The 25,020-nt window shown below is 64.4% G+C and carries 21 protein-coding genes; 8 read left to right on the forward strand and 13 right to left on the reverse strand.

What is annotated here, in order from left to right:
* Positions 1 to 9 precede the first annotated feature (9 nt).
* Positions 10 to 1,326 (forward strand): ABC transporter ATP-binding protein, encoded by a 1,317-nt coding sequence (locus PNO31109_RS06355; protein ID WP_150554753.1) that lies wholly within the window; start codon positions 10 to 12, stop codon positions 1,324 to 1,326.
* An 18-nt stretch (positions 1,327 to 1,344) separates the two neighbouring features.
* On the opposite strand, the gene PNO31109_RS06360 is transcribed toward PNO31109_RS06355, so the two are convergent.
* Positions 1,345 to 2,250, reverse strand: a complete 906-nt coding sequence (locus PNO31109_RS06360; RefSeq protein WP_150554754.1) for an outer membrane protein — start codon at positions 2,248 to 2,250, stop codon at positions 1,345 to 1,347.
* Between the two features lie 463 nt (positions 2,251 to 2,713).
* On the opposite strand from PNO31109_RS06360, the gene PNO31109_RS21865 reads away from it, so the two are divergent.
* On the forward strand, positions 2,714 to 2,857 hold the full coding sequence (locus tag PNO31109_RS21865) for a hypothetical protein (protein WP_174966289.1): 144 nt from the start codon (positions 2,714 to 2,716) through the stop codon (positions 2,855 to 2,857).
* A 199-nt stretch (positions 2,858 to 3,056) separates the two neighbouring features.
* On the opposite strand, the gene PNO31109_RS06365 is transcribed toward PNO31109_RS21865, so the two are convergent.
* Positions 3,057 to 4,040, reverse strand: a complete 984-nt coding sequence (locus tag PNO31109_RS06365; protein ID WP_174966290.1) for an NAD-dependent epimerase/dehydratase family protein — start codon at positions 4,038 to 4,040, stop codon at positions 3,057 to 3,059.
* Between the two features lie 2 nt (positions 4,041 to 4,042).
* Positions 4,043 to 5,260 carry a glycine C-acetyltransferase gene (gene kbl / locus PNO31109_RS06370; RefSeq protein ID WP_150554756.1) on the reverse strand — a complete coding sequence of 406 codons (1,218 nt, stop codon included), beginning with the start codon at positions 5,258 to 5,260 and terminating at the stop codon, positions 4,043 to 4,045.
* A 217-nt stretch (positions 5,261 to 5,477) separates the two neighbouring features.
* Here kbl and PNO31109_RS06375 point away from each other — a divergent pair, with 217 nt between their 5' ends.
* Together PNO31109_RS06375 and PNO31109_RS06380 are read left to right on the forward strand one after the other, a co-directional pair.
* Positions 5,478 to 6,068 carry a helix-turn-helix domain-containing protein gene (locus tag PNO31109_RS06375; protein ID WP_174966291.1) on the forward strand — a complete coding sequence of 197 codons (591 nt, stop codon included), beginning with the start codon at positions 5,478 to 5,480 and terminating at the stop codon, positions 6,066 to 6,068.
* A 224-nt stretch (positions 6,069 to 6,292) separates the two neighbouring features.
* Entirely contained in the window at positions 6,293 to 7,912 is a 1,620-nt protein-coding gene (locus PNO31109_RS06380) for a methyl-accepting chemotaxis protein (protein WP_150554757.1), read from the forward strand.
* 165 nt (positions 7,913 to 8,077) lie between these two features.
* Here the strand turns inward: PNO31109_RS06380 and PNO31109_RS06385 are convergent, their stop codons facing one another.
* A complete protein-coding gene (locus PNO31109_RS06385; protein ID WP_306440554.1) occupies positions 8,078 to 8,863 on the reverse strand; it encodes a TetR/AcrR family transcriptional regulator in 786 nt (261 codons plus the stop codon).
* Between PNO31109_RS06385 and PNO31109_RS21870 the strand changes: the two genes are divergently transcribed.
* The 3 genes from PNO31109_RS21870 to PNO31109_RS06400 all read left to right on the forward strand — a co-directional run bounded on the left by PNO31109_RS21870 (position 8,862) and on the right by PNO31109_RS06400 (position 11,815).
* Positions 8,862 to 9,116 carry a hypothetical protein gene (locus PNO31109_RS21870; RefSeq protein WP_174966292.1) on the forward strand — a complete coding sequence of 85 codons (255 nt, stop codon included), beginning with the start codon at positions 8,862 to 8,864 and terminating at the stop codon, positions 9,114 to 9,116. The genes PNO31109_RS06385 and PNO31109_RS21870 overlap by 2 nt on opposite strands.
* Before the next feature lie 136 nt (positions 9,117 to 9,252).
* Entirely contained in the window at positions 9,253 to 10,539 is a 1,287-nt protein-coding gene (locus PNO31109_RS06395) for an MFS transporter (protein ID WP_150554758.1), read from the forward strand.
* Between the two features lie 151 nt (positions 10,540 to 10,690).
* Positions 10,691 to 11,815 (forward strand): alkene reductase, encoded by a 1,125-nt coding sequence (locus PNO31109_RS06400; protein ID WP_150554759.1) that lies wholly within the window; start codon positions 10,691 to 10,693, stop codon positions 11,813 to 11,815.
* 206 nt (positions 11,816 to 12,021) lie between these two features.
* Here PNO31109_RS06400 and PNO31109_RS06405 read toward each other — a convergent pair whose 3' ends face one another.
* From PNO31109_RS06405 to PNO31109_RS06425, 5 genes are all read right to left on the reverse strand, one after another.
* Positions 12,022 to 13,260, reverse strand: a complete 1,239-nt coding sequence (locus tag PNO31109_RS06405) for a mechanosensitive ion channel family protein (RefSeq protein ID WP_150554760.1) — start codon at positions 13,258 to 13,260, stop codon at positions 12,022 to 12,024.
* Between the two features lie 147 nt (positions 13,261 to 13,407).
* Positions 13,408 to 14,607, reverse strand: a complete 1,200-nt coding sequence (locus PNO31109_RS06410; RefSeq protein ID WP_150554761.1) for an osmoprotectant ABC transporter ATP-binding protein OsmV — start codon at positions 14,605 to 14,607, stop codon at positions 13,408 to 13,410.
* Entirely contained in the window at positions 14,604 to 15,251 is a 648-nt protein-coding gene (locus tag PNO31109_RS06415; protein ID WP_150554762.1) for an ABC transporter permease, read from the reverse strand. Before PNO31109_RS06415 ends, PNO31109_RS06410 begins: the two co-directional genes overlap by 4 nt.
* Entirely contained in the window at positions 15,248 to 16,135 is an 888-nt protein-coding gene (locus PNO31109_RS06420; RefSeq protein WP_241013696.1) for a glycine betaine ABC transporter substrate-binding protein, read from the reverse strand. The genes PNO31109_RS06415 and PNO31109_RS06420 overlap by 4 nt, the downstream gene beginning before the upstream one ends.
* Before the next feature lie 68 nt (positions 16,136 to 16,203).
* Entirely contained in the window at positions 16,204 to 16,938 is a 735-nt protein-coding gene (locus tag PNO31109_RS06425; RefSeq protein ID WP_174966293.1) for an ABC transporter permease, read from the reverse strand.
* Between the two features lie 878 nt (positions 16,939 to 17,816).
* Between PNO31109_RS06425 and PNO31109_RS06430 the strand changes: the two genes are divergently transcribed.
* Positions 17,817 to 19,199, forward strand: coding sequence for a GGDEF domain-containing protein (locus PNO31109_RS06430; protein WP_174966294.1), 1,383 nt, complete (start codon positions 17,817 to 17,819; stop codon positions 19,197 to 19,199).
* Positions 19,200 to 19,247: 48 nt separating this feature from the next.
* On the opposite strand, the gene PNO31109_RS06435 is transcribed toward PNO31109_RS06430, so the two are convergent.
* Genes PNO31109_RS06435 through PNO31109_RS06450 form a run of 4 tightly spaced genes read right to left on the reverse strand, consistent with a single transcriptional unit; the run spans position 19,248 to position 24,463 of the window.
* Complete coding sequence (locus tag PNO31109_RS06435; protein ID WP_150554853.1) at positions 19,248 to 19,670, reverse strand: VOC family protein; 423 nt, start codon at positions 19,668 to 19,670, stop codon at positions 19,248 to 19,250.
* Complete coding sequence (locus PNO31109_RS06440; protein ID WP_150554765.1) at positions 19,670 to 21,214, reverse strand: SpoVR family protein; 1,545 nt, start codon at positions 21,212 to 21,214, stop codon at positions 19,670 to 19,672. The genes PNO31109_RS06435 and PNO31109_RS06440 overlap by 1 nt, the downstream gene beginning before the upstream one ends.
* A gap of 48 nt (positions 21,215 to 21,262) precedes the next feature.
* Complete coding sequence (locus PNO31109_RS06445) at positions 21,263 to 22,525, reverse strand: YeaH/YhbH family protein (RefSeq protein WP_150554766.1); 1,263 nt, start codon at positions 22,523 to 22,525, stop codon at positions 21,263 to 21,265.
* A 15-nt stretch (positions 22,526 to 22,540) separates the two neighbouring features.
* Positions 22,541 to 24,463 carry a PrkA family serine protein kinase gene (locus tag PNO31109_RS06450; protein WP_150554767.1) on the reverse strand — a complete coding sequence of 641 codons (1,923 nt, stop codon included), beginning with the start codon at positions 24,461 to 24,463 and terminating at the stop codon, positions 22,541 to 22,543.
* Positions 24,464 to 25,020 lie beyond the last annotated feature (557 nt).

Below are 25,020 nucleotides of genomic sequence, written 5' to 3' on the forward strand. Positions count from 1 at the left end.
GGGGCCGTGATGCCGAACGATACCCAACCGACCACCGGAAAAGAGATCTTCTCGCTGGCGAATGTCAGCCGCGGCTTCCGCAAGGGCAGCGACGAGCGTCAGGTGCTCGACGGCGTGAACCTGCAACTGCACGAAGGCGAGATCGTCGGCCTGCTGGGCCGCTCTGGCTCGGGCAAGTCGACGCTGCTGCGCATCATCGCCGGCCTGATCCAGCCGAGCACGGGCGACATCCGCTACCTCGGCGAGCCGCTCGAAGGCCCGCCCGAAGGCGTGGCCATGGTGTTCCAGACGTTCGCCCTGTTCCCGTGGCTCACGGTGCTGCAAAACGTGGAAGCCGGCCTGGAGGCGCTCGGCGTGGAGCCGAAGGAGCGCCGCAGGCGTGCGCTGGCCGCCATCGACCTGATCGGTCTGGACGGCTTCGAGAACGCCTACCCGCGCGAGCTCTCGGGCGGCATGCGCCAGCGCGTGGGCTTCGCGCGCGCGCTCGTGGTCAATCCCACGCTGCTGCTCATGGACGAACCGTTCTCGGCGCTGGACGTGCTCACCGCCGAGACGCTGCGCACCGACCTGCTCGATCTGTGGAGCCAGCGCCAGCTGCCGATCAAGTCGATCCTGATCGTCACCCACAACATCGAGGAAGCGGTGTTCATGTGCGACCGCATTCTGGTGCTGTCGTCGAATCCGGGGCGCGTGGTCGCCGAGATCCGGGTGCCGTTTCCGCATCGCCGCAACCGCCTCGACCCGGCCTTCCGCAAGATGGTCGACGAAATCTATGCGCTGATGACCTCGCGCCGCAGCGCGCACACGATGCAGAAGATGCCGCTCGAACTGTCAAGCCCGCTGCACGAGGTGTCGACGAACCTGATGGCCGGTCTGCTCGAGGCGCTCGCCGGGCCGCCGTACAACGGCCGGGCCGACCTGCCCGAGATCGCGCAGACGCTCCTTCTCGAAGTGGACGACCTCTTCCCCGTGGCCGAAATCCTCGACCAACTCGGCTTCGCGGAACTCAAGGAAGGCGACATTCTGCTCACTGCCGCGGGCAAGCGCTTCGTGGACATGAGCACGCAGGAGCGCAAGGTGCTGTTTGCCGAGCATTTGCTGCGCCACGTGCCGCTCGCGGCGAAGATCCGCAGCGTGCTGCAGGAGCGCCGCGGACAGCGCGCCCCGCGCGTGCGCTTCGAGCAGGAACTGGAAGATTCGATGTCGGACGATCTCGCGCAGGAAACGCTCGACACCGCCATCAACTGGGGGCGCTACGCCGAGATCTTCTCGTACAACGACCACACCGAGACGTTCAGCCTCGAGGACATGGAAGGCGGCGGCTGAGCGTCGCCCCGCCGCTCGTCAGAAGGCGTAGCCCACGCCGATCATCCACGTCTGGTTGATCGTCTTCGAATCGGGCTCGTAGGCGCTCGTGCCGGGGCCGACCTGGGTCACGTCGGAGCGGCCGTACTGAAAGCGCGACCACTCGTAGGTGGCGTTCACGTGGAAGTTGCGCGCCACGGCATAGTCCAGACCGAAGCCGGCCGCCACGACCGGCTTGTTGCCCAGCGTGAAGGTGTTCTGCGAGCCGGCCAGCGTCATTGACGAGCCGACCATGGCGCCCGCGCGAATGTCTGCCGTCGCCACGAGCTTCGGCATGATCTCGAGCTGCCCCATCAGCCCGGCGCCCACGACATGGTGGCGATAGCGCTCGTAAAAGCCATAGGGATCGCGGCTGCTGTCGCGAATCCAGTCGCGATAGCTGTAGCTCAGGTACGGCACGACCTGCGCATTCCACGGGCCGAGCCGGAACGGAAACGCCCGGCCCGCCCTGAGCGTGACGTCCGTCGTGGTCGAGCGCGTGGTCATGTTGTAGTTGGGCTCAATGACGCGCCCGGCGACATCCTGCAAATAGCCGCCGTAGCTGACGTTCCCGTGCGCCACGCGCACCGAACCGCTGAAGTAGAGATTGGAGAGGCCGAAGAGCTGGCGTTGGGTCGACGCGCCGAGCGCGAATGCGGCCGTGGTGCCTCGTTCCGAATCGCTCTTGCCGGGTCCGATGTCTTCCCAGTAGTGCAGCTGCTGGGCGCCGGCCCCGACCCACACCTGGTTGTTGGCGCGCAGCATGGCTTCCTGCGCATGGGCGCCGGCCGCCAACACGGCGACGCCGGCAAAGGCAGCGCCGGCAATGACGACGCGGGTCATGGCAACGCGGACGCTGGCTGCGCGCTGGCCGCAAGCGATGGTGCGGCGCGTATTGTGCGTCATGGCACGGCCCTCCCCAGGCGTGATCTCGACGACAACTTGGAAGCGGCCATCGGGTGGGCCGCCGTTTTTCGGCATTGTTTCAGCGCGCCGTGCGCCGCGCAAGCGGAGAAATGTGGATGCTTTGCGAACCCCGATCGTCGGGATTCACCCGCGCCGAAGCGTCGCCCCCGCTCGCGGCCTTCGGGCGGCCTCCGGGCGGCCCCTCCGCCGCGCTGGCGCGCCGGGGCAGTGGGCGTCTGTCGCGTTCGAGAGATTCGTCGAAACGTCCGGCGCCTGTTTGCACCGTGTCAAAAAGGCCACACCTATTGGTATAGATACTGATTCGTGGTCGGTTTTGTGCGGTCGCATAATCGATTCAGAACCTGCCCGTCGCGAGTCGAGCGCGCCGGGGGGCGCGGCAACCATGTCCCGGGCAGGTTCTTTCCGCGGCGAAGACCGTGTATCAGACTCGAGAAGACGCAACATGAGCTACTACCATTCGAAAGAAGAAGGGCGGGGACGCGCCATGACCTTCACGGCCGCCCATCGCTGGCGCCGGCGCGCGTTTGCCGTGACCTGCGCAGTGATCGCCGCCCTCGCCTACTACGCGGTCCATCACCCGAAGTAAGCACCCCGGCCCTGGATCGCGCCCGCGGCTCGCTGCGGGCGCAGCGCCAAATGCAACGAGGCGCGCACGACTCGATATCGCACGCGCCTCGTCGGCAACGTCTCGCTTTTTTCCGCGAATCTCCGCGCTTGCCGCTACCTTCGCCCTGCTTTTCCGTACTTCTGCGCGACGTCGCCCCGACTTCGCCCCGACTTGCGCCTCAGGCCGCGTTTCCCAATGCCGGAGCATGCCAGTCGAGCGGCACGTTGGCGAGCATGTCGTCGACCATCGCATCGAGGCTGAACGCCGGTTGCCAACCCCAGTCGTAGCGGGCGTGGGTGTCGTCGAGCGTATGCGGCCACGTCTCGGCAATGCCCTGCCGGAAGTCAGGCGCGTACTTCACCGTGAAGCCCGGCACGCGGCGCGCGATGGCTTCGGCGAGCGTTTTCGGATCGAAGCTCACGCCGGCCACGTTATACGACGAGCGCACGCGCAGGCGCGACGCGTCCGCGTTCATCAGTTCGAGCGTGGCGCGCACGGCATCGGGCATGTAGATCATGGGCAGCGTGGCGTCTTCCTTCAGGAAGCAGGTATAGCTTTCGCCGCGACGCGCCGCCTGAAAGATGTCGATGGCGTAGTCCGTCGTGCCGCCGCCGGGCGGCGTCTTGTAGCTGATCACGCCAGGATAGCGCAGGCTGCGCACGTCCACGCCGAACTTCGTGAAGTAGTACTCGCACAGCCGCTCGCCGGCCTGCTTGCTGATGCCGTACATCGTAGTCGGGTCCATGATCGCGAGTTGCGGCGTTTCGACGGCCGGCGTATGCGGGCCGAACGCGGCGATCGACGATGGCCAGAACACCCGCAGGCCCTTCTCGGGATGACGCGCGTTGTGCTCGCGCGCGAGCTCGAGCACGTTGAGCAGGCCGTTCATGTTGAGCGTCCAGGCCTGCAGCGGGCGCGTCTCGCCGGTGGCCGAGAGCAGCGCTGCGAGGTGGAAGATCTGCGTGATGCCAAAGCGCTCGACGAGGGCGGCAAGCCGCGTGGCATCGAGCACGTCGAGCGTCTCGTAATGCACGGCGTGTCGCGACGGCCCCGGGGCGATGTCCGTGGCAATGACGTTCTCGTTGCCGTACCGGGCGGCCAGGGCCTCGACGAGCTCGCTGCCGATCTGTCCGTTGGCGCCGATGATGAGGATCCGTTCCATGTTCAACCTTGTTTGAGAATGCCGAGTTCGTTGCCGGCCTGGGCGAACGCCGCCAGCGCACGGGTGAGATGCTCGCGCGTGTGCGCGGCCGAGAGCTGCACGCGCACGCGCGCCTGCCCCTGCGGCACGACCGGGTAGAAGAAGCCTGTGGCGATCACGCCGAGTTCATACAGGCGCTGCGCGAAACGCTGGGCAAGCGCGGCGTCGAAGAGCATGACCGGCACGATCGGGTGCGTGCCCGGCTTGATCGTGAAGCCGAGCGCCGCCACTTCACGGCGGAAGAAAGCCGTGTTCTCGTGGAGCTGCTCGCGGCGCGCCGAGGAGTGCTCCAGTTCGTCGAATACGGCAAGCGAGGTGCCGACGATCGCCGGCGCGAGGCTGTTCGAGAAGAGGTACGGGCGTGAGCGCTGGCGCAATGTCTCGATCACTTCGCGGCGCCCGGCCGTGAAGCCGCCCATCGCGCCGCCAAGCGCCTTGCCGAGCGTGCCCGTGATGATGTCGATCTTGCCGAGCACGCCGTGGTGCTCGTGCGTGCCGCGCCCCGTCGGCCCCATGAAGCCGGTGGCGTGGCACTCGTCGATCATGATCAGCGCGCCGTATTGCTCGGCCAACGCCACGATGCGATCGAGCTGCGCGATCGTGCCATCCATCGAGAACACGCCGTCCGTGACGATGATGCGGTGGCGCGCGCCGGCGGCCGCCTGCAACTGGCGCTCGAGATCATCCATGTCGTTGTGGGCGTAGCGCAGACGCTGGGCCTTGCAAAGGCGCACGCCGTCGATGATCGACGCGTGGTTCAGGGCGTCCGAGATGATGGCGTCCTGCTCGTCGAACAGCGGTTCGAAGACGCCGCCGTTGGCGTCGAACGCGGCGGCATAGAGAATGGCGTCTTCCGTGCCTAGATAAGCGGCGATGCGGGCTTCGAGCGCCTTGTGCGGGCCCTGCGTGCCGCAGATGAAGCGCACGGACGACAGCCCGAAGCCGAATTCCTCGAGCGCCTTCTGACCCGCTTTGACGAGCGACTCGCTGCCCGAGAGCCCCAGGTAGTTGTTGGCACACAGGTTGATGCGCGTGTGCCCGTCGTCGCACATGACCTCTGGCCCCTGCCGCGACATGAGCACGCGTTCCTGCTTGAAAAGGCCCTGGCGGCGCGTGTCCTCGAGTCGTTCGGTCAGTTGGCGGTAGAAGCCCTCGCGGGCCTGCGAGGCGGGTACGGTCATCGTGCGCATCTCCTGAGTGCGTAGGCCGGCGCCGTTGTGCGGCACCGCCCGGTGAATTGCCGGCGCGAGTGGATGCCGGAAAGTATCGAAAGCGTGGAATGGCTCCAAGACTGCCGCGCGTGCTCTGCTACCATGCAGCCATTCACCTTATCGGAAAATATACTTTATATTGAACTAGTTTCAATATATTGAAAAATTCTAATATCCCGGAATTTATATGGCAAGCCCCACCGTCCCGCCCGCCTTGTCCCCGATCGCGCCGCCGCCCGTGGGCGACATGATCCAGCAGATGCGCAAGGAGCGCGGCATGACGCTCGAGACGCTCTCGCGCGCTTCCGGCGTGTCCAAGTCGATGCTCTCGCAGATCGAGCGCGACAAGGCCAATCCGACCATCGCGGTCGCGTGGCGTCTGGCCAACGCACTGGGCGTGCGGCTCGACCAGTTGCTGGGCGCGCCCTCGGGCGACCCCGAACCGGTGCGCGTATTCGGCAAGCACGAGACGCCGACGCTCGCCGGCGCCGAGCACGCCTACACGCTGAAAATCCTCGGTCCGATGGAACTGGCCGGGAAGTACGAGTGGTACGAGCTCACGCTGCAGCCCGGCGCTGCACTGGTCTCCGAGCCGCACGACCCGGGTACGCGCGAGCATTTCACGGTGTTCGACGGGCAGGTCGACATCGAGGTCGACCACTTCGCGCGCCGCGCCAGGCCCGGCGAGACTGCACGCTATCCGGCCGATCGCGCCCACGCGATTCGCAATGCCGGGAAGTCCGTCGCGCGCGGATTGCTGGTCGTGATTCACGGCTGATCGCGGGGCGACTCACGGCCCGGCACGGCGTCGCCGGCGCATTTCCGATCGCCAGTCGCTCAAGTCCCCGCCCGGAATGCCGTTAGCACACGTTCGGTCGGTGCCCATGCGAGGCATCGACGGTCGATCGACAATCGGACCGGACGGGTGCAGGGACACTTCTCGCGCAACGTGCGGCCGCCGTAACGGCACCACCGTGCGGAATCAGTGGGGAAGACGAAGGAATGCAGCGATTGAGTTTGAAAGCGAAGTTGTGGGCCGCAGTCGCATTGATGTGGGCGAGCCTGCTCGCCATGGCGATCTGGGGAGCGTGGGCGCAGCGCGACACCATGCTGGCCGAGCGCCGCGCCGGTCTCACGCACGTGGTCGAGTCCGGCCTGAGTCTGGTGAAGTACTACGCCGGACGCGCCGAACGCGGCGAGATCAGCGTGCCTGAAGCGCAAAAACTCGCCCGCGAGCAGATCGGCGCCATTCGTTATGACGGCGAGAACTATTTCGGTATCTTGAACTCGCAGCGCGTGATCGTCCTCAATTCGGTCAATCCCAAGCTCGAAGGCAAGGACATGAGCCAATTCCGCGACCCCTCGGGCAAGCTCATGTTTTCAGACATCGTCGCGGCCGCACGCACCGACAATCCTTTCGTCACCTACCTCTGGCCCAAGCCCGGCTCGGACAAACCCGTCGAGAAGATCAGCCGCGTGGGCGCATATTCCCCATGGGACTGGTATCTGACGACAGGCGTGTACGTCGACGACATCAACGCCGCGTTCGTCGGTGCGCTGCTTCGCTGGGGCGCAATGCTCGCCGTGATCGGCCTGGCCGTCTCGGGCGTGATGCTGCTCATCATTCGCAACGTCCAGCAAAGCCTGGGCGGCGAGCCCGAATATGCGGCGGACATCGCCACGCGCATTGCCGACGGCGACCTGCTCACGCAGGTGCGCCTGCGTTCCGGCGACAGCGGCAGCCTGCTCTTCGCCATGCAGCGCATGCAGGCCAACCTGCAGCAGATGATCGGACGCATTCGCAGCGGCACCAGCGCCATCACGCTGGCGGCGCGCGAGATCGCCGAGGGCAACACCGACCTGTCGGCACGCACCGAACAGCAGGCGGCAGCCCTCGAAGAGACGGCCTCCTCGATGGAGGAACTCACGTCGACCGTGCGCCAGAACGCCGATAACGCGCGCCAGGCCAGCCAACTGGCGCAGAACGCTTCGGCCATTGCGGTGCGCGGTGGCCAGGTCGTGGACCAGGTCGTCGCCACGATGGAGGGCATCTCGCACAGTTCGAGCAAGGTCGTCGACATCATCGGCGTCATCGACGGTATCGCCTTCCAGACCAACATCCTCGCGCTGAACGCGGCTGTGGAAGCCGCCCGCGCGGGCGAACAGGGACGAGGTTTTGCCGTGGTCGCGGGCGAGGTCCGAACCCTTGCGCAACGCAGCGCCGCGGCGGCCAAGGAGATCAAGGAATTGATCGAGGCGTCGAACGGCCGCGTGCAGGACGGCTCGGTGCTCGTCGCACAGGCAGGTCAGACGATGCATGACGTCGTGCAGGCCGTGCGCCGCGTGACGGACATCATGGGCGAGATCTCGGCGGCCTCCGAGGAGCAGAGTCACGGCATCGAGCAGGTGGGCCGCGCCATCACGCAGATGGACGAGGTGACGCAGCAGAACGCCGCCCTCGTCGAAGAAGCGGCCGCAGCGGCAGCGTCGATGGAAGACCAGGCGCGCTTGCTGGACCAGGCCGTTGCCGCGTTCCGCATGTCGGCCGAGCATGGACAGACAGGCGCGCCGCAGCGGACCGTGGCTTCGGCCGCCGTAGCGCGGCAGCGACTGGCCGCCTGAGAGGAAGAGAAACCACGCGCGCGAGGCGCTGCGGATGCGGCGGCCGGGCGCTGCGGCGCACCGTCAGGCCATCACGCCGTCATACGCGGCCATCCCTGCGCGCGGCCGTCGGCTCAGGCCGCGAGCTCAGGTAGCGAGCTCAGGTAGCGATCTCAAGCAGCGATCTCAAGCAGCGAGCTCGCCCGCGAGCCCCGCGTCGATGATCTGACGGGCGACCGCCGGCATGATGCGCAGCGGCGGTGAGCCGGGGCCGAACGTCTGGCTCGCGGCGTAGCCGCCGTCGAGAATCAGCGACAACGCATCGACCAGCGGCGCCGGCGCCTTCAGCCCCGCTGCCGTCGCCAGTGCAGTAAAGCGCTGCACCACTTCCGCCTTGTAGCTCGCCACCGCCTTGCGCGCCGGATGCGTCGGATCGGGAAATTCTGCCGCCACGTTCACGAACGGGCAGCCGCGATAGCCCGGCTTGCTCGCGCGCTCGGCAAGATCCACGAAGATCTGCAGCATCTGCGCGCGCGGGTCGCCCTCGCGCCTGGCGATACTTTCGTCGATGCGCGCGAGGCTCATCGTCTGCATATGCTCGAGGTAGGCGAGAATCAATTCGTCCTTCGACGCGAACTGACGGTACAGGCACATCTTGTTCACGCCGGCGCGCTTGACAACGGCGTCCACGCCGACGGTGCGCACGCCCTCGGCGTGGAACAGCTCCACCGCGGCATTGAGCAGGTACTGCTGCGCGAGCGGCGCCGGCGTGACGTGGCGGGCGGTCTTGCCCCCGCGCGCGGCCGCGCCGCGGCGTCGCACCGCGCCGGTGGCCGGCTCGCCTGCCGACGCTTTCGCGCGCGCCTTGGAAGACCCGGGCGCTTCGGAAGCCTTGATCGACGCCTTCGCAGACTGCGAAGACTTCGTCGCCTTCATCGCCTTCATCGCCTTCGCATGCGTCGGCGTCATCATGGCCTTCGCGGCTTCGGCCACGCTCGAGGCGTTTGAGACGCTTGAGGCATTTGAGGCATTTGAGGCGTTTGCCCCGCTTGCCCCATTTGCCACTCTTGCCGCATTTGTCATTTCCGCCGCCTTCAGCGGCACATCCATCGCCATCGCTTGCGCCGGCGCGCCGGACGTTGTCGACTTGGCCATGCTCTGGTACTCCTGGAATCTGTCGCCGGCAATGCCGGCAATGCCCCTGCCGTCGCCAGGGAATGCTTGACATGTTACCGATCGGTTCATAACATGGCAACCTCATGTTACCGATCTGTCACAACTTGCCACCCCAGTAGACAGCCCGGTCCCCGCAAACGTTCCCGAGGCGGCCTCGAGCGCCGCCCACTGTCAGGATTTCCGCCATGAAGGCTGCTCTCGCAAAGCGCATTAACGGTCGCTTCCACTACGGGTGGATCGTGGTCGGCGTGATTTTCCTCGTTCTACTGGCTTCGGCGGGCATTCGCGCGACGCCGAGCGTGATGATGGTGCCGCTCGAGCATGATTTCGGCTGGAGCCGCGCCACGATCTCACTGGCCATCTCGGTCAACCTGGCGCTCTACGGCCTGACCGGTCCGTTCGCCGCTGCCGCGATGCAGCGCTTCGGCATTCGCCCCACCGTGATGGTGGCGTTGTTGCTCCTCGCCTCCGGCACGGCGCTGTCCTCGCTGATGAGCGCGCCGTGGCAGATGGTGCTGATCTGGGGCGTGATGGTCGGCGGCGGCACCGGCGTTGCCGCGGTCACGCTCGCCGCCACCGTATCCAACCGGTGGTTCCATACGCACCGCGGCCTCGCGATGGGCATTCTCACGGCGAGTTCGGCCACCGGGCAGATGGTGTTCCTGCCCATGATGGCGGCGATCACCGAGCGGTACGGCTGGCGTCCGGTCGTGCTGATCGTGGCGCTCGTCGCCGCCGTCGTGCTGCCGCTCGTGGCGCTTCTCGTGCCGGAGCGCCCGGGCTCGGTCGGCCTGCGCCCCGTCGGCGCCCCGGAGGACGCCCCGGACGTGCCGCTCGGCCAGGGCAACCCGCTCGCGCATGCGCTCTCGGTGCTGCGCATGGCGGCCGGCAAGCGTGACTTCTGGCTGCTCTTCTTCAGCTTCTTCATCTGCGGCGCAAGCACCAACGGATACATCGGCACGCATTTCATCGCCATGTGCGGCGATTACGGCATCTCCGAAGTGAAGGGCGCCGGCATTCTCGCCGCCATGGGCATGCTGGACCTGGTGGGCACCACGCTCTCGGGCTGGCTCTCGGATCGCTACAACAGCCGTGTGCTGCTGTTCTGGTACTACGGACTGCGCGGCCTGTCGTTGATCTACCTGCCCTACGCTTTCGGCTTCGACTTCTTCGGGCTGCCGCTCTTCGCGCTGTTCTATGGCCTCGACTGGATCGCGACCGTGCCACCAACAGTGCGCCTGACGACCGACGTATTCGGCAAGACCCTCGCGCCCATCGTCTTCGGCTGGATCGTGGCCGGACACCAGTTGGGCGCCGCCACCGCAGCGCTCGTCGCCGGTTCGCTGCGCGCCACGCTGGGTAACTACACGATGGCGTCGATGCTCTCGGGCGGCGTGTGCATTCTCGGCGCGTTCATGGTGCTGCGCATCGCGCGCCGGGCCCCGACCAGTGCGGTGCCGGCCAACGCGTGAGCGGGCGGCCGGCGCAAGCGCCGCGCACCACGGCGGTGCGGCTGGCCGTCGTGCGCAGACGATGGCGCCGTCAGCAGATCTTCCGAAATTGCCGTAACCTGTACGGGTTTTGTGCAGCACAGCATTTTCCATTTTCACAGGACCTTCAGCAATGACGGACTCGCAACAAACCTCGCTCTCGGCGCTCGATACGGATCTGTTCTCGCCGTACCGGCTTGGCCCGCTCGAACTGAGCAACCGCATCGTGATGGCCCCGCTCACGCGTAGCCGCGCAGGCGCTGGCGACGTTCCCGGCCCGATGGTCGCCGAGTACTACGCACAGCGCGCGTCGGCCGGCCTCATCATCAGCGAAGCCACCAACATCTCGCAGCAGGGCAAGGGCTACGCCTTCACGCCTGGCATCTACACCGACGAACAAGTCGCCGGCTGGAAACAGGTGACAGACGCCCTGCACGCCAAGGGCGGCAAGATCTTCTGCCAGCTCTGGCACGTGGGACGCATCTCGCATCCGTCGCTCCAGCCCGGCGGCGCATTGCCGGTCGCCCCGTCCGCGATTCAACCGGCGGGCAAGGCGTTCACCGAGCACGGCTTCGAGCCGCACCCGACGCCGCGCGCGCTGGAGACGTCCGAGATCCCCGGCATCATCGAGCAATATCGTCATGCAGCCCAGTGCGCTAAGCGCGCGGGATTCGACGGCGTGGAAATTCACGCGGCGAACGGCTATCTGCTCGACCAGTTCATGCGCGACAAGACGAACCACCGCACCGATCAGTACGGCGGCAGCATCGAGAATCGCGTGCGTCTGACGCTCGAAGTCACGCAGGCAGTGGTCGACGTGTGGGGCGCCGACCGCGTGGGCATTCGTCTCTCACCGATCAGCCCGGCCAACGATTGCGGCGACAGCCATCCCGAGCCCGTGTTCACTTACGCCGTGGAGCAACTGAACCGTTTCGGGCTGGCATACCTGCACGTGGTCGAAGGTGCGACCGGCGGCCCGCGTGAAGTGGAGAACGGCTTCGACCTGCAGAAGCTGCGCCGCCTCTTCGAAGGCACGTTCATGGCGAACAACGGCTACGACCTGGCGCTGGCGGTCAAGGCGCGCAAGGAAAACCTGGCGGATCTGATCGCGTTCGGCAAGCCGTTCATCGCCAACCCGGATCTGGTCGAACGCCTCAAGCGCGGCGGCCCGTACAACGCGCTCGATCGCGACACGCTCTATGGCGGCGACGCCCGCGGCTACATCGACTATCCCACGCTCGACGAATCGGCGGCGTAAGGACGTCAGCAGCGTAAGCGGATCAGAAGCGTAGGGGGATCAGAAGCGGCGCCGAGTCGCCGACACCTCCATGACAAGGGCTCCCGCGGGAGCCCTTGTCGATTGCGCGATGCACTGACGAGCGAAGCCGCGATGGGTCACACAGATGGGCCACGCAAATGGGTCACGCAGATGGGCCACGCAGATGGGCGGCCGCGCCTTTCTCCTCACGCCGCCCGTTGTGCCTGCCAGCGCACCAGGTCCGCACCGGCCGGGTTCTGATACAGACGCAAGCCGAACTCGGGCAGAATCGCGAGCAGGTGGTCGAAGACGTCGCCCTGCACACGTTCGTATTCCGCCCACACGGTCGTATTCGTGAAGCAATACAGTTCGACCGGAATACCCGTCGCCGACGGCGCCAGCGAACGGACCATGCACGTCATGCCTTCGTGAATGCTCGGATGCGCTTTCAGATACGCCAGCGCATAGGCGCGAAACGTGCCGATGTTCGTCAGACGCCGCGTATTTCCCGGCACGCCCGCGGCCACGCCGAGCGCGGCGTTTGCCTCGGCAATCGCACGTTGCTTCTCGCTCAGGTAGGGCGCGAGCAGATGCAGCTTCGACAGGCGCGCAATCTCGTGCTCGTCGAGAAACCCGATGCTGCCCGCATCGATGCACAGCGTGCGCTTGATACGCCGTCCTCCGGATTGCTGCATGCCGCGCCAATTCCGAAAACTCTCAGAGATCATCCGCCACGTCGGAATCGTGGTGATGGTCTTGTCCCAGTTCTGCACCTTCACCGTATGCAGCGCGATGTCGACCACGTCCCCGTCGGCCCCGACTTGCGGCATCTCGATCCAGTCGCCCACGCGCAGCATGTCGTTCGACGTCAATTGGACGCTGGCAACGAACGACATGATCGTGTCCTTGAACACCAGCAGCAGCACCGCCGACATCGCGCCCAGTCCCGAGAGCAGCAACCACGGCGAGCGATCGATGATCGTGGCGACGATGGCAATGGCCGCGACCACGTACAGGGCGATCTTGCCCAACTGCACGTATCCCTTGATCGAACGGGTGCGTGCATGCTCGGACTGCGCATAGACCGTCTGCGCCGCGTCGAGGATGCCGACCAGCGCCAGCGTGGCATAGAGCAACGTGGTGGCCAGGGCGACGTTGCCGATCACCAGCACCGCCTTCGGCGGCAGATCCGGCACTAGCCCGATACCGAACTGGATCACCAGATATGGCAACACATGCGCGGCGCGATGGAACACGCGATGCGCGAGCAAGGCGTCGTCCCAGCGGTTTGCCGTGCGCTGCACGACGATGCGCACCACGCGCACGATCAGAAACTGCGCGATCGTCTGTACCAGCAACGCCGTCAGAACCAGTATGGCCAACGCCCCGGCCAGTCGCGCCCACGGCGCGCCGTCGAACCACGCCGATATTGCTTCCCACGTCATCCTGCTACTCCTTGCTGCGCGTCGCCCTCGCCATGCGGCGAGCGCGGTGAATGAAAAAAATGACGGCCGCAAAGGGCCGTCATCCTCTGCCGTGCGGGCCGGGGCGCCACCGACGTCCCCCGCCCGGCACGCGAACCGGCCTCGAACTTACACCGGCGCCCCGAACGGCACGCTCGCCACCACGCTGGGAGCCCCCGGCTGCGACGGCGCGATGATCGTGCCGCCCGTGCTGCCGCGCGACTTGCCGGAGCTCAGGTAGTCGGCGATGGAGTCCTGCGTCACCTCGCCGAGGTACTGGTTGTCGTCGCCGAGCACCGGCAACGACGCCAGATTGTGCTCATACATCCGCGAGAGCAACACGCGCAGATTGTCGTTCGCCACCGCGCAAGCCTTGAAGTCGCGCACCCGCTCGCCGCAGGTGCCCTGTGCGTGACGCGTATCGCGCCGCGCAACGTAGCCGAGCGCGCGGGCGTTCTCGTCCACGACCACCAGCGAACGCGTGTCGAGCTCGTCCATCATGCCGTAAGCCTCGGCGAGCGTGGTCTGCGGTTTGACGGTCGGCAGCGGAGTTGCCGCGTCTTCGGCTCGCACGAGCAGCAGGCGCTTGAGAATTCGGTCGTGTCCCACGAAGCTGGCAACGAATTCGTCGACCGGGCGGGCGAGCAGCGCATCGGGTTGCGCGTACTGCACCAGACGCCCCTGGCGAAAGATGGCGATGCGATCGGCGAGCTTGATCGCCTCGTCGATGTCGTGGCTCACCATGATGACGGTCTTGCCGAGCTGGCGCTGCATCTGCAGGAATTCGTTCTGAATCGACTCGCGATTGATCGGGTCGACCGCGCCGAACGGCTCGTCCATGAGCAGCACCGGCGGGTCGGCCGCCAGCGCGCGGATCACCCCGATACGCTGCTGCTGGCCGCCCGAGAGCTCGCGCGGATAGCGCGACAGGTAGCGCTTCGGATCGAGCGCGACCATGCCCATCAGTTCGGTCGCGCGCTCGCGGCAGCGCTTCTTGTCCCAGCCGAGCAGACGCGGCACGACCGTGATGTTCTCCTCGATCGTCATGTTCGGGAACAGACCGATCTGCTGGATCACGTAGCCGATGTGGCGACGCAGCTCGATTTCGTTGATCTTGCCTGTGTCCTCGCCGTTCAGGAGAATGCGTCCGGACGTCGGCTTGATGAGCCGGTTGATCATCTTGAGCGTGGTCGTCTTGCCGCAGCCCGACGGACCGAGGAAGACGCAGATTTCGCCCGGCGGCACCTCGAGGCTGACCGAGTTCACGGCGGTCACGGGCGTACCGTCCTTCTGGACGAAGCTTTTGGTGAGATTGTCGAGTGTAATCATACGGTTCGGATTCCTTTCGGTGTCAGCACGCGCTGCAGGCGGTGCAACAGGGTGTCGGCAACGATGGCGAGCAGGCTCACCATCACCGCACCCACGACGAGCTGCCGGGTATCGCTCTGGCTGATCCCCTGGGTGATCAGCACCCCGAGACCGCCCGCCCCGACGATGGCGCCGATGGCCATCACGCCAATATTCATCACGACGGCCGTGCGCACGCCGCCCAGCACCACCGGCACGGCCAGCGGCAATTCCACCAGACGCAGACGCTGCCAGAACGTCATGCCGATGCCGATACCCGCCTCGCGGATGCTCGGATCGATCTGCTGCAACGCGAGGCATGTATTGCGCATGATCGGCAGCAGCGAGTACAGAAACACGGCGGCGACGGCCGGCGCCGGGCCGATGCCCATGCCGTAGATGGACAGCGCGGGAATCATCAGGCCGAACAGCGCGATCGAGGGAATGGTGAGCACGACGGTGGCCAAGCCGAGCACCACGCCCGACAGCCAGCGAAAACGCGTGACCAGCACGCCCAGCGGCACGCCGACCACGATGGCCGCCCCCACCGAGGCGGCAACCAACCAGGCATGCTGGCCCGTCAAGGTCAGCACGCGGTGCCAGTTATGGGTCAGAAATTCAATCATTGCGCGAGCCCTTCCTGTTTGAGGAACTCGCTCGCCACCTGCGACACGCTGCGGTGATCGATATCGACCTGCGCGTTCATGTCGCGCATGTTCTCGTCGTTGATCTTCGCGGCGAGCGCGTTGAGTTCGTCGGCAAGTTTCGGATTGGCGTCGAGCACTTCCCTGCGCACGACGGGCGTGGCGGCATAGGCCGGGAAGAAGCCCTTGTCGTCGGCCAGCACCTTCAGGTCGAAGCCCTTGTTGCGGCCGTCGCTCGTGTAGACGAGGCCGGCGTCGATCTGCTCGTTACGCAGCGCCGTATAGACGAGCCCCGGGTCCATCTGCTTGATGTTGCGGCGCTCGAGATGGAAATCGTAGAGCGCCTCCATCGGCTCGAGGCCGTCGGAGCGGCCGACGAATTCCATGTCGAAGGCGAACTGCATCTTCGGGTTCGCGCGGAATTTTTCCACCAGCTGCGAGACGGTTTCCAGCCCTTCTTCGCGGGCGATCTTGCCCGGCACCGCGAAGGCGTAGGTGTTGTTGAGCGTCGACGGATTGAGCCAGACGAGACCGATCTTGCCGTCGAGTTCCTTCACGCGCTCGTAAGTCTGCTGCGGATCGAGCTTCTCGGTGACCTTGTTGTAGACGATGAGCGAGGTGCCGGTGTACTCCCAGACGATGTCGAGCTGGTTGCTCTCCATGCCCTGGCGCATGACCACGCTGCCCAGCCCGTTCTTCAGTTCGACGTCGTACCCCTTGCTGCGCAGGTACTGTGCCGTCATCTCCGACAGAATCAACTGCTCGGTGAAGTTCTTGCCGCCGATGGTGAGCGTTGCGGCCTGCGCCGCCGTAGCGCTCGCGGCCATCACGCCAAGCGCCAGGCATGCCGCGCCGAGCCCCCGCATCCAGCGAGCCACGCGGCCGGTGAGCGCACGGGAAATTGAAACTTGCATACGTGTGTATCTCCTTTGTCTCAACGCGTCGCCGCGCCGTGGCGTGCGAACCAGAGGCCGCTCGCGAAGGCGACGAGGCCGTCGAGCACGAGTGCGAGGAGCGCCGTCCCGGCCGCGCCGAGCAGCAACTTCGTCGGATCGTTGAGGTAGATGCCCGGGAAGATCAGCTGTCCCAGGCTGTCCGCGCCGATGAGGAACGCGAGCGGCGCCGTACCGACATTGATCGCCAGCGCGGTGCGAATGCCGCCGATGATCACCGGCATGGCGTTGGGCAGATCGACGCGAAACAGTATCTGCGCCGGTGTCATGCCCATGCCGCGCGCCGATTCGCGCAACGCGGCGGGTACCTGGCGCAAGCCCTCATAGGAATTGCGCACGATGGGCAGCAGCGACGCGAGCCACAACGCCAGAATGGCGGGCCGGTCACCGATGCCGAGCACGGCCATCGACAGCGCCAGCACGGCAAGCGACGGCAGCGTGTTGCCGATGTTGAAAACCTGCACGGCACGCTCGGCGTGCTTCTCGAACATCGGCCGCGAGATCACCACGCCCGCCGGTACGCCGATCGCGATGGCCAGCGCCATCGATATCGCCACGAGCTTCAGGTGCTGTTGGGTGTAATAGATCAGGTCACCCCGGTATTTGGCGAGCGTGTCGACGCCCAGCCAATACACCAGGCCGGTGACTGCGGCGGCGACGCCGAGCAGCCCGAAGCCGGCCAGATAGAGAATGCGATACTGCTTCGCCACGTTCATGCTCCCTTTGAATGGGTTGGCAGCGCTGGCGCGAGGCAATAGCGATCGCCCCGCGTGACAACGCGGTCAAACAAGCATGACAACTGTTAGCTGCCTTGCGAATTGTGAAGTGTTCGCTCCGAAGGTCTGTGATAGACGACGGTGACGAACCAGGCGTCGCGTGATGCGACATGAGAGACGAGCTTTCGACGCCATGAGCGCCTGGGCCTCTCGGTGCACGCTTATTGAAAGCGCGCGAAAGTTTTACTGCACGAACTCATTGCTTGATGGAACGGATCGCCGGCGCAACGAGGAACACCGGCAACGCTTGCATTTCTGTGTTTCTATGGGCCAACCGCAGCGATTGGCTTTTTTTATTCTAGTACAGATAGTGCGTCGATGCCAACCCATAGAGCGCGTTTCGTGAAGAATTCCGGGAAATTACACGCAAATCCGGCACAATTTCCTCACATCCATAGGACAACGAACCAATTGCGTGCGCTGTAATGGCCCGTCATTGCTGGCATAGCGGCCTGCGGCATGCCCTTGTCCCGAAATCCTGCATTTTTGCGTTCCGCATAGCGGTCCTGCGTGCCGCGTCGTTTTATTTTTCCACATGACATCCGTCATTTGTAACGACCGTTTGAAGTGCCCTGCAAGGCGCGCGTCCAGGGGGCCGAACGGATAATTGGAGGCGTCGTTTGGAAACGGGTGCGAAGGCGATAAAACTCGTGTATTCTCCGAGGTTTATCTTAGTTTTCAATCATTTAGCGCAAATTCGGGGAAACACGGCGGCAACGCGAGGCCATGACCTTGCGACCCGTCGTGCGGGTGCGGTGATTGAACGGTGCAAGATGATCGTGCAAGCGCACGAAGGCGTTGATTGGCGAATAACAATTATGAAAAGTACCATCAGCCGTACCGAACAGGGCAACCGCGCTGCCGCGACCACGATATTGGTCGCCTGCGCCGCGTTGACGCTCGCGGGGTTTCTCACACGCGCATTCGAAGGCGCCGTGAACCCGCTGCTGACCTTCTTCCTCGTGTCGGCCGGCGGCATCCTCAATCTTTCCACTGCATGCCTGCTGGGCGTGCAGTACCTCTACAACGGCAAGCGTTATTTCGCCCAGTTCGGCTGTGCGTTTCTGCTGCGCGGCCTGTTCATGTTCACCGAGGGCGTGCTGCTCGCCAACCAGCTCGCCGGCATTGCGGCGCATGTCACGCGCGCGCCGTTCTGGCTGGCGCTGGTGGCCGAAGCCAGTTTTGCAGCATACGTCATGCTCAGCGTGCGCAGCTACGCCCGCACGCGCAGCGATCCGCACACGCGGCCGGGCTATCGGGAGGCGGCGCGCTATGGCGCGACCGTCCTGTTCATCTGGGTGGGGGTATCGCTCTCGCTCATCGCGCTCGTCGGTGCGGGGCGCACGCTGGTCACACCGCATCTCGCCGGAGGCCTCGACGCCGAGACGCTTGCGCTCGGCGCGCTCTTCGTCGCTTACGTGGCGCTCTGGTGGCGCGTCGCGGCGGTAACGCGCCTGTCGCACAAGCTCTTCCTGCTGGTGTGGGTCGTGGTGACCATCTCGCTGTGCCAGCTGCTGCTCTCGCTTACGGCACCAAGCGAAGCGTCCTATCAATGGTACGCCGCGCGCCTGCTCGCGCTGGCCTCGCCGGGCGTGGCAACGCTCGCACTCGTCTGGGAGATCACCCGCCAATACCAGTCGCTCGCGCTGACGAACACGGATCTGGTGGAGAAGGTCTTCATCGATCCGCTCACCCACATCTACAACCGTCGCTATTTCGACAACCGGATTCGTCTGGTGGCCGAGCGCGTGCAGCAGCGCTCGATTCCGCTCTCGGTGCTGCTCATCGACATCGACTATTTCAAGCAGGTGAACGACCGCTACGGGCATCCGTTCGGCGACGCCGTCCTGCAGCGCATCGCCAACACGATTCAGCACTGCATCCGTTTGCCGAGCGACTTTGCCGTGCGGCTCGGCGGCGAGGAATTCGCCGTGGTACTGCCCGAAATCGATCAGCATGCGGCGCTGCGCGTGGCCGATCGCATCCGTGAATCGGTCAAGCGCGCGAGCACCGACCTGCTACCGGCCAAGGCGCGCGACGACGGCGAGTCGATCACGATCAGCGTGGGAATTGCCTCCTGGCAGCCGGGCGAGCCGCTGATCATCAGCTCGATGCTCGAGCGCGCCGACCAGGCGCTCTATCAGGCCAAGCACAAGGGGCGCGATCAGAGTGTGCTGGGCGGCGGACAAATGGCCGCGTGAGGCCGGATCGTGGCAGGCCGGACGAAACGGCGGCCGCCGCGGGCGGCCTCACCCGCCGCGCGACGCGTTGGGCGGCCCCTTGAGCTCGATGGTGTTGCCGTCCGGATCGTTGAGATAGCACGACGGCCCTTCACCATGCGCGCCATAGCGCTGCACGACTTCACCGAGCGTCACCCCATGCGAGGCGAGCCCGCGCCGGATGGCCTCGTCATCGAACGGCTCGACGCGCAGGCAGAAGTGGTCCATGTTGCGAGCCTCCGCACCCGGCGCGGCCCCGCCCCGGCGGCCGATCGTGCCGTCCACGTCGACCAGATCGATCAGCGAATCGCCGGCCCGCAGCTGCACGAGCCCGAGATCGGCCTGCGCTTTCTCCAGCGTGCACCCAAGCACATCGACATAGAAGTGCTGGAGCCGGGCCACGTCGTTGGTGCGCAGCACGACATGGTCGAGAGCGACGAACGGGATTTTCATCATGCGCTCAACGCGTAGCGCCGCCGCTTCTCGACCTTGGTCTCGTGGGTCATTTCGCTGCGGCCGTCTTCGAATACAGTCTCGAGCCGCACCGTGAATCCCCACAGGCGCGCAACGTGCTTGAGCACTTCTTCGAAGCTGTCGTCGAGCGGCTTGCGATCGCTTTGCACATGACGCAGCGTAAGCGATCGGTCGCCATGCAGGTCGACGTGCGCGACCTGGATGTTCGGCTCGAGCTGGCTCAGGTTGTACTGCTGCGCGAGCATCTCGCGGATCTCGCGGTATCCCGAGTCGTTGTGAATCGCGGTGACGCGCAGGCGGCTGTCGCGGTCGTCGTCGAGCACCGAGAACAGTTTCAGGTCGCGGATGACCTTCGGCGAGAGGAACTGCTGGATGAAGCTCTCGTCCTTGAAGTTGCGCATGGCGAAGTCGAGCGTCTTGAGCCAGTCGCTGCCGGCGATGTCGGGCGCCCAGCGACGGTCCTCGTCGGTCGGCGACTCGCACATGCGGCGAATGTCCTGGAACATCGCGAAACCGAGTGCGTACGGATTCAGGCCGCTGTAGTACGGACTGTCGAACGACGGCTGATAGACCACGTTCGTGTGCGCGTGAAGAAACTCCATCATGAAAGCGTCGTTGACGAGCTTCTCCTTGTAGAGCTGCTGGAGAATCGTGTAGTGCCAGAACGTGGCCCAGCCCTCGTTCATCACCTTCGTCTGGCGCTGCGGATAGAAGTACTGCGCGAGCTTGCGCACGATGCGCACGATTTCGCGCTGCCACGGGGCGAGCTTCGGGGCGTTCTTCTCGAAGAAGTACAGCAGATTCTCCTGCGGCTCGCTCGGGAACGGCGGCTCCTCCGATTCGGTAGGGTCGAGCCCGTCGTCCTCGTCGTCATCGTGCAGCACGTGGTTGGGCAGCGTGCGCCAAAGGTCGTTGATCTGCATCTGCAGATAGTTCTCGCGCTCCTTCTGGCGCGCCTGCTCCTGTGCGAGTGACAGGCGCTTGGGCCGCTTGTAGCGATCCACGCCGTAGTTCATGAGCGCATGGCATGAATCGAGCAGCAGTTCCACGGCCTGCTCGCCGTAGCGCTGCTCGCACTCGGTGATGTAATTGCGCGCGAAAAGCAGGTAATCGACGATGGCGTCGGCGCTCGTCCACGTGCGGAACAGGTAATTTCCCTTGAAGAACGAGTTATGGCCGTAGCTGGCGTGCGCGATGGTCAGCGCCTGCATCGTCATGCTGTTCTCCTCCATCAGGTACGCGATGCAGGGGTTCGAGTTGATGACGATCTCGTAGGCGAGCCCCATTTGCCCGCGCTTGTAGCCGCGCTCGGACGACAGGAAGTGCTTGCCGTAGGACCAGTGGTGATAGCCGATGGGCAGGCCCACGGTGGCGTAGGCGTCGAGCATCTGCTCGGCAGTGATGATCTCGATCTGGTTCGGGTACGTGTCGAGCCGGAAGTCCGACGCGATGCGCGCGATCTCCTGCTCGTAGCGCTGAATCAGTTCGAACGTCCATTCCGATCCGGTGGATATGTACGCCATGATGCGTCCTCGTTGCGGTGCGGGCTCCGGGGCGGCGCCGGGCGGCGATCAGGCCGCCTTCTTCTTGAACAGATCGTGCAGCACCGGGTAGATTTCGGCCGCTTCCATGATGCGTTGCATCGCGAAATTCGGGTACTGCTGCTTGACCGACAGGTATTCGTTCCACAGATTCTGCGGCTCGGCGCTGGCGACTTCGACATACGCGAAGTACTGGACCGCCGGCATGATCGTCTGGAGCAGCAGATCGCGGCAGATCGGCGAATCGCCGTCCCAGTTGTCGCCATCGGAGACCTGCGCGCCGTAGATGTTCCAGTCGCTCGGCGAGTAGCGATCCGCGATGATCTCCGTCATCAGCTTGAGCGCGCTCGACACGACGGTGCCGCCGGACTCGCGCGCGTAGAAGAAGTCGTCTTCGTTGACCTCCTTGGCGGTCGTATGGTGACGGATGAGCACGAGATCGATGCGCTCGTAGTTATGCCGCAGGAACAGGTACAGCAGCATGAAGAAGCGCTTGGCGAGATCCTTGCGGCTCTGGTCCATCGACCCGGATACGTCCATCAGGCAGAACATGACGGCCTGCGCCTGCGGGCGCGGCTGCATGATCCGGTTCGAATAGCGCAAATCGAGCTTCTCGATGTAGGGAATTGCCTCCACGCGAGTGCGCAGGTGCGTGATCTCGTGCGCGAGCGCCAGCGCGCGCGGCGAGGTGTCGCCCTCGCGCGAGACCACCTCGGCGTACTCGGCCTCCAGCTCGCGCAACTGCTTTCGATAGGGTGCCGTGAGCGCGATGCGCCGCCCCAGCGAGCTGCGCATCGTGCGAATGACGTTCAGGTTCGACGGCGTACCGTCGATGGAATACCCCGCGCGGACCTTGCGGAACTCCGGAATCTGGGCGAGCCGGCGTTTCGCGAGGTCCGGCAGGGCCATGTCCTCGAAGAAAAACTTCAGGAATTCCTCGCGCGAGAGGTTGAAGACGAAATCGTCCTCGCCCTCGCCCGAATCGCTGGCGCGGCTGCCGCCGCCACCCGCGCCCGATGGCGGACGCTCGAAGTTGTCGCCCACCACGAACTCGCGATTGCCGGGATGCACCATCTCCCGACGCCCGCCAGGCCCGTGGTGGAACAACGGCTCCGAGATGTCCTTGACCGGGATCGAGACCTGTCCGCTGCCATCGATGTCGGTGATCTTGCGCCCGCCCACCGCCTTCGCGACCGCACGACGAATCTGCTCGCGGTAGCGTTTGATGAACCGTTGCTGATTGATGGCGCTTTTGTTCTTGCCGTTTTGCCGTCTGTCGATGATTGCTGACATAGTGGCCCCGATGGATTACGAGGATTTGCGCACGCGCAGATACCATTCCACGAGCAGGCGGACCTGCTTCGGGGTATAGCCTTTTTCCACCATCCGGTTGACGAAGTTGGCGTGCTTTTCCTGATCCTCCTTGGAAGACTTCGCGTTGAAGGAGATCACCGGCAGGAGATCTTCCGTGGTCGAGAACATGCGCTTTTCGATGACGGCCCGCAGCTTCTCGTAGCTCGTCCAGAGCGGATTCTTGCCCGCGTTGTTGGCGCGCGCGCGCAGGACGAAGTTCACGATCTCGTTGCGGAAATCCTTCGGGTTCGTGATGCCGGCCGGCTTCTCGACCTTCTCCAGCTCGTCGTTGAGCGCCGTGCGATCGAGAATCTCGCCGGTGTTAGGATCGCGATACTCCTGATCCTGAATCCAGAGATCCGCGAAATTCACATAGCGATCGAAAATGTTCTGGCCGTACTCGGAATACGACTCCAGGTACGCGGTCTGAATTTCCTTGCCGATGAACTCCACGAACGGCGCGGTCAGATACTCCTTGATATAGGCCAGATAGCGCTTCTCGACTTCGCTCGGATACTGCTCGCGCTCGATCTGCTGCTCGAGCACGTAGAGCAGATGCACCGGGTTGGCCGCCACTTCGGTGTTGTCGAAGTTGAAGACCTTCGAGAGCACCTTGAACGCGAAGCGCGTGGACATGCCCGTCATCCCTTCGTCCACCCCGGCGTAGTCGCGGTATTCCTGATACGACTTCGCCTTCGGGTCGATGTCCTTGAGGTTCTCACCGTCGTAGACGCGGACCTTGGAGAAGATGTTGGAATTCTCCGGCTCCTTCAGACGCGTGAGCACGGCGAACTGGGCCAGCATCTTGAGCACGTTCGGCGCGCGCGGCGCGTTGGCGAGCGAGCTGTTCTTCACGAGCTTCTCGTAGATCTTCACCTCGTCGGTCACGCGCAGGCAGTACGGCACCTTCACGATGTAGATGCGATCGAGAAAAGCCTCGTTGTTGCGGTTGCCCTTGAAGCTCTGCCACTCCGCCTCGTTCGAGTGCGCGAGCACGATGCCGTCGAAGGGAATCGCACCGAACCCCTCCGTTCCCTTGTAGTTGCCCTCCTGCGTGGCGGTGAGCAGCGGGTGCAGCACCTTGATGGGCGCCTTGAACATCTCGACGAATTCGAGCAGGCCGCGGTTGGCCAGGCACAGGCCGCCGGAATACGAATAGGCGTCCGGGTCGTCCTGCGGATACTCCTCGAGCTTGCGGATGTCGACCTTGCCCACGAGCGACGAGATGTCCTGGTTGTTCTCGTCACCCGGCTCGGTCTTGGCGATCGCGATCTGCTGGAGCACCGACGGGCGCACCTTCACCACGCGAAATTTTGTGATGTCGCCGTTGAACTCGTTCAAACGCTTGGTGGCCCACGGCGACGGAATCGTGTTCAGATACCGCACCGGAATGCCGAAGTCCTCTTCCAGAATCTTGCCGTCTTCCTCGGGCGAGAACAGACCCAGAGGCGATTCGTGCACCGGCGATCCCTTCAGGCAATAGATGGGCACGTCCTCCATCAGCGCCTTGAGCTTCTCGGCCAGCGACGACTTGCCGCCCCCCGGGGGCCCGAGCAGATAGAGGATCTGCTTGCGTTCCTCGAGACCCTGCGCGGCGTGCTTGAAGAACGACACGATCTGCTCGATCGTGTCTTCCATGCCGTAGAAGTCGCGAAACGCCGGGTAGATCTTGATGATCTTGTTCGAGAACAGCCGCGAGAGTCGCGGGTCGTGGTGCGTGTCGATGAGCTCGGGCTCACCGATGGCGCGCAACATCCGTTCGGCCGCCGTGGCATAGGCCGTGGGATCCTTCTTACAGATCTCCAGGTATTCCTGGATGCTGTACTCCTCCTCCTTGCGTGCTTCGAAACGTGTCGTGTAGTGGCTGAAAATATCCATATGCCTCACCCCCGCTTCATCGGAAAACACCGCGACGCGATGCCCGCTCTGTTGCCTAAGACTCGGATGACTGCGCAATGGTTTCGACCTGGCTCACTGCATGCCGGAGCGACTGTCGCGAAACCCTTCGCACTGTCCCCTCCCTCACATGAACGACTCAAAATCGGTTTAGGTTGACTTTAAACTTGTCGCTGGAAATTGCAACCGTTTACTCATCATATGCACAAAACAAAAAAACTGTCGCTAGATATTTTCCGCAGCGCTAAGCAATCGCGATAACCCGCATCGCACAAGGGTTTCCGCGTCATCTACGCACTGCGCATGTTGCGCGAATCATGCCAAAATTCGAGCGATTTTCGACGCCATCTCGCACGCACTGCGCATTCGGGTTTGCCTGCATTTCGAATCGCCTCCGTCGCAACGTGAATTCATTACGGAATCCTATCTATCCGGCAGAATTCAGCGGAAAGATTCAGTGCACGATGTGCCGGGTTTTCGTGAAAAAAGTGGGTGGCCCGACGACGTCGACGCAATGCGAAGACGTGGGCGCGAGAGAA

This window comes from Pandoraea nosoerga (assembly GCF_902459585.1).
Classification (GTDB): Bacteria; Pseudomonadota; Gammaproteobacteria; order Burkholderiales; family Burkholderiaceae; genus Pandoraea; species Pandoraea nosoerga.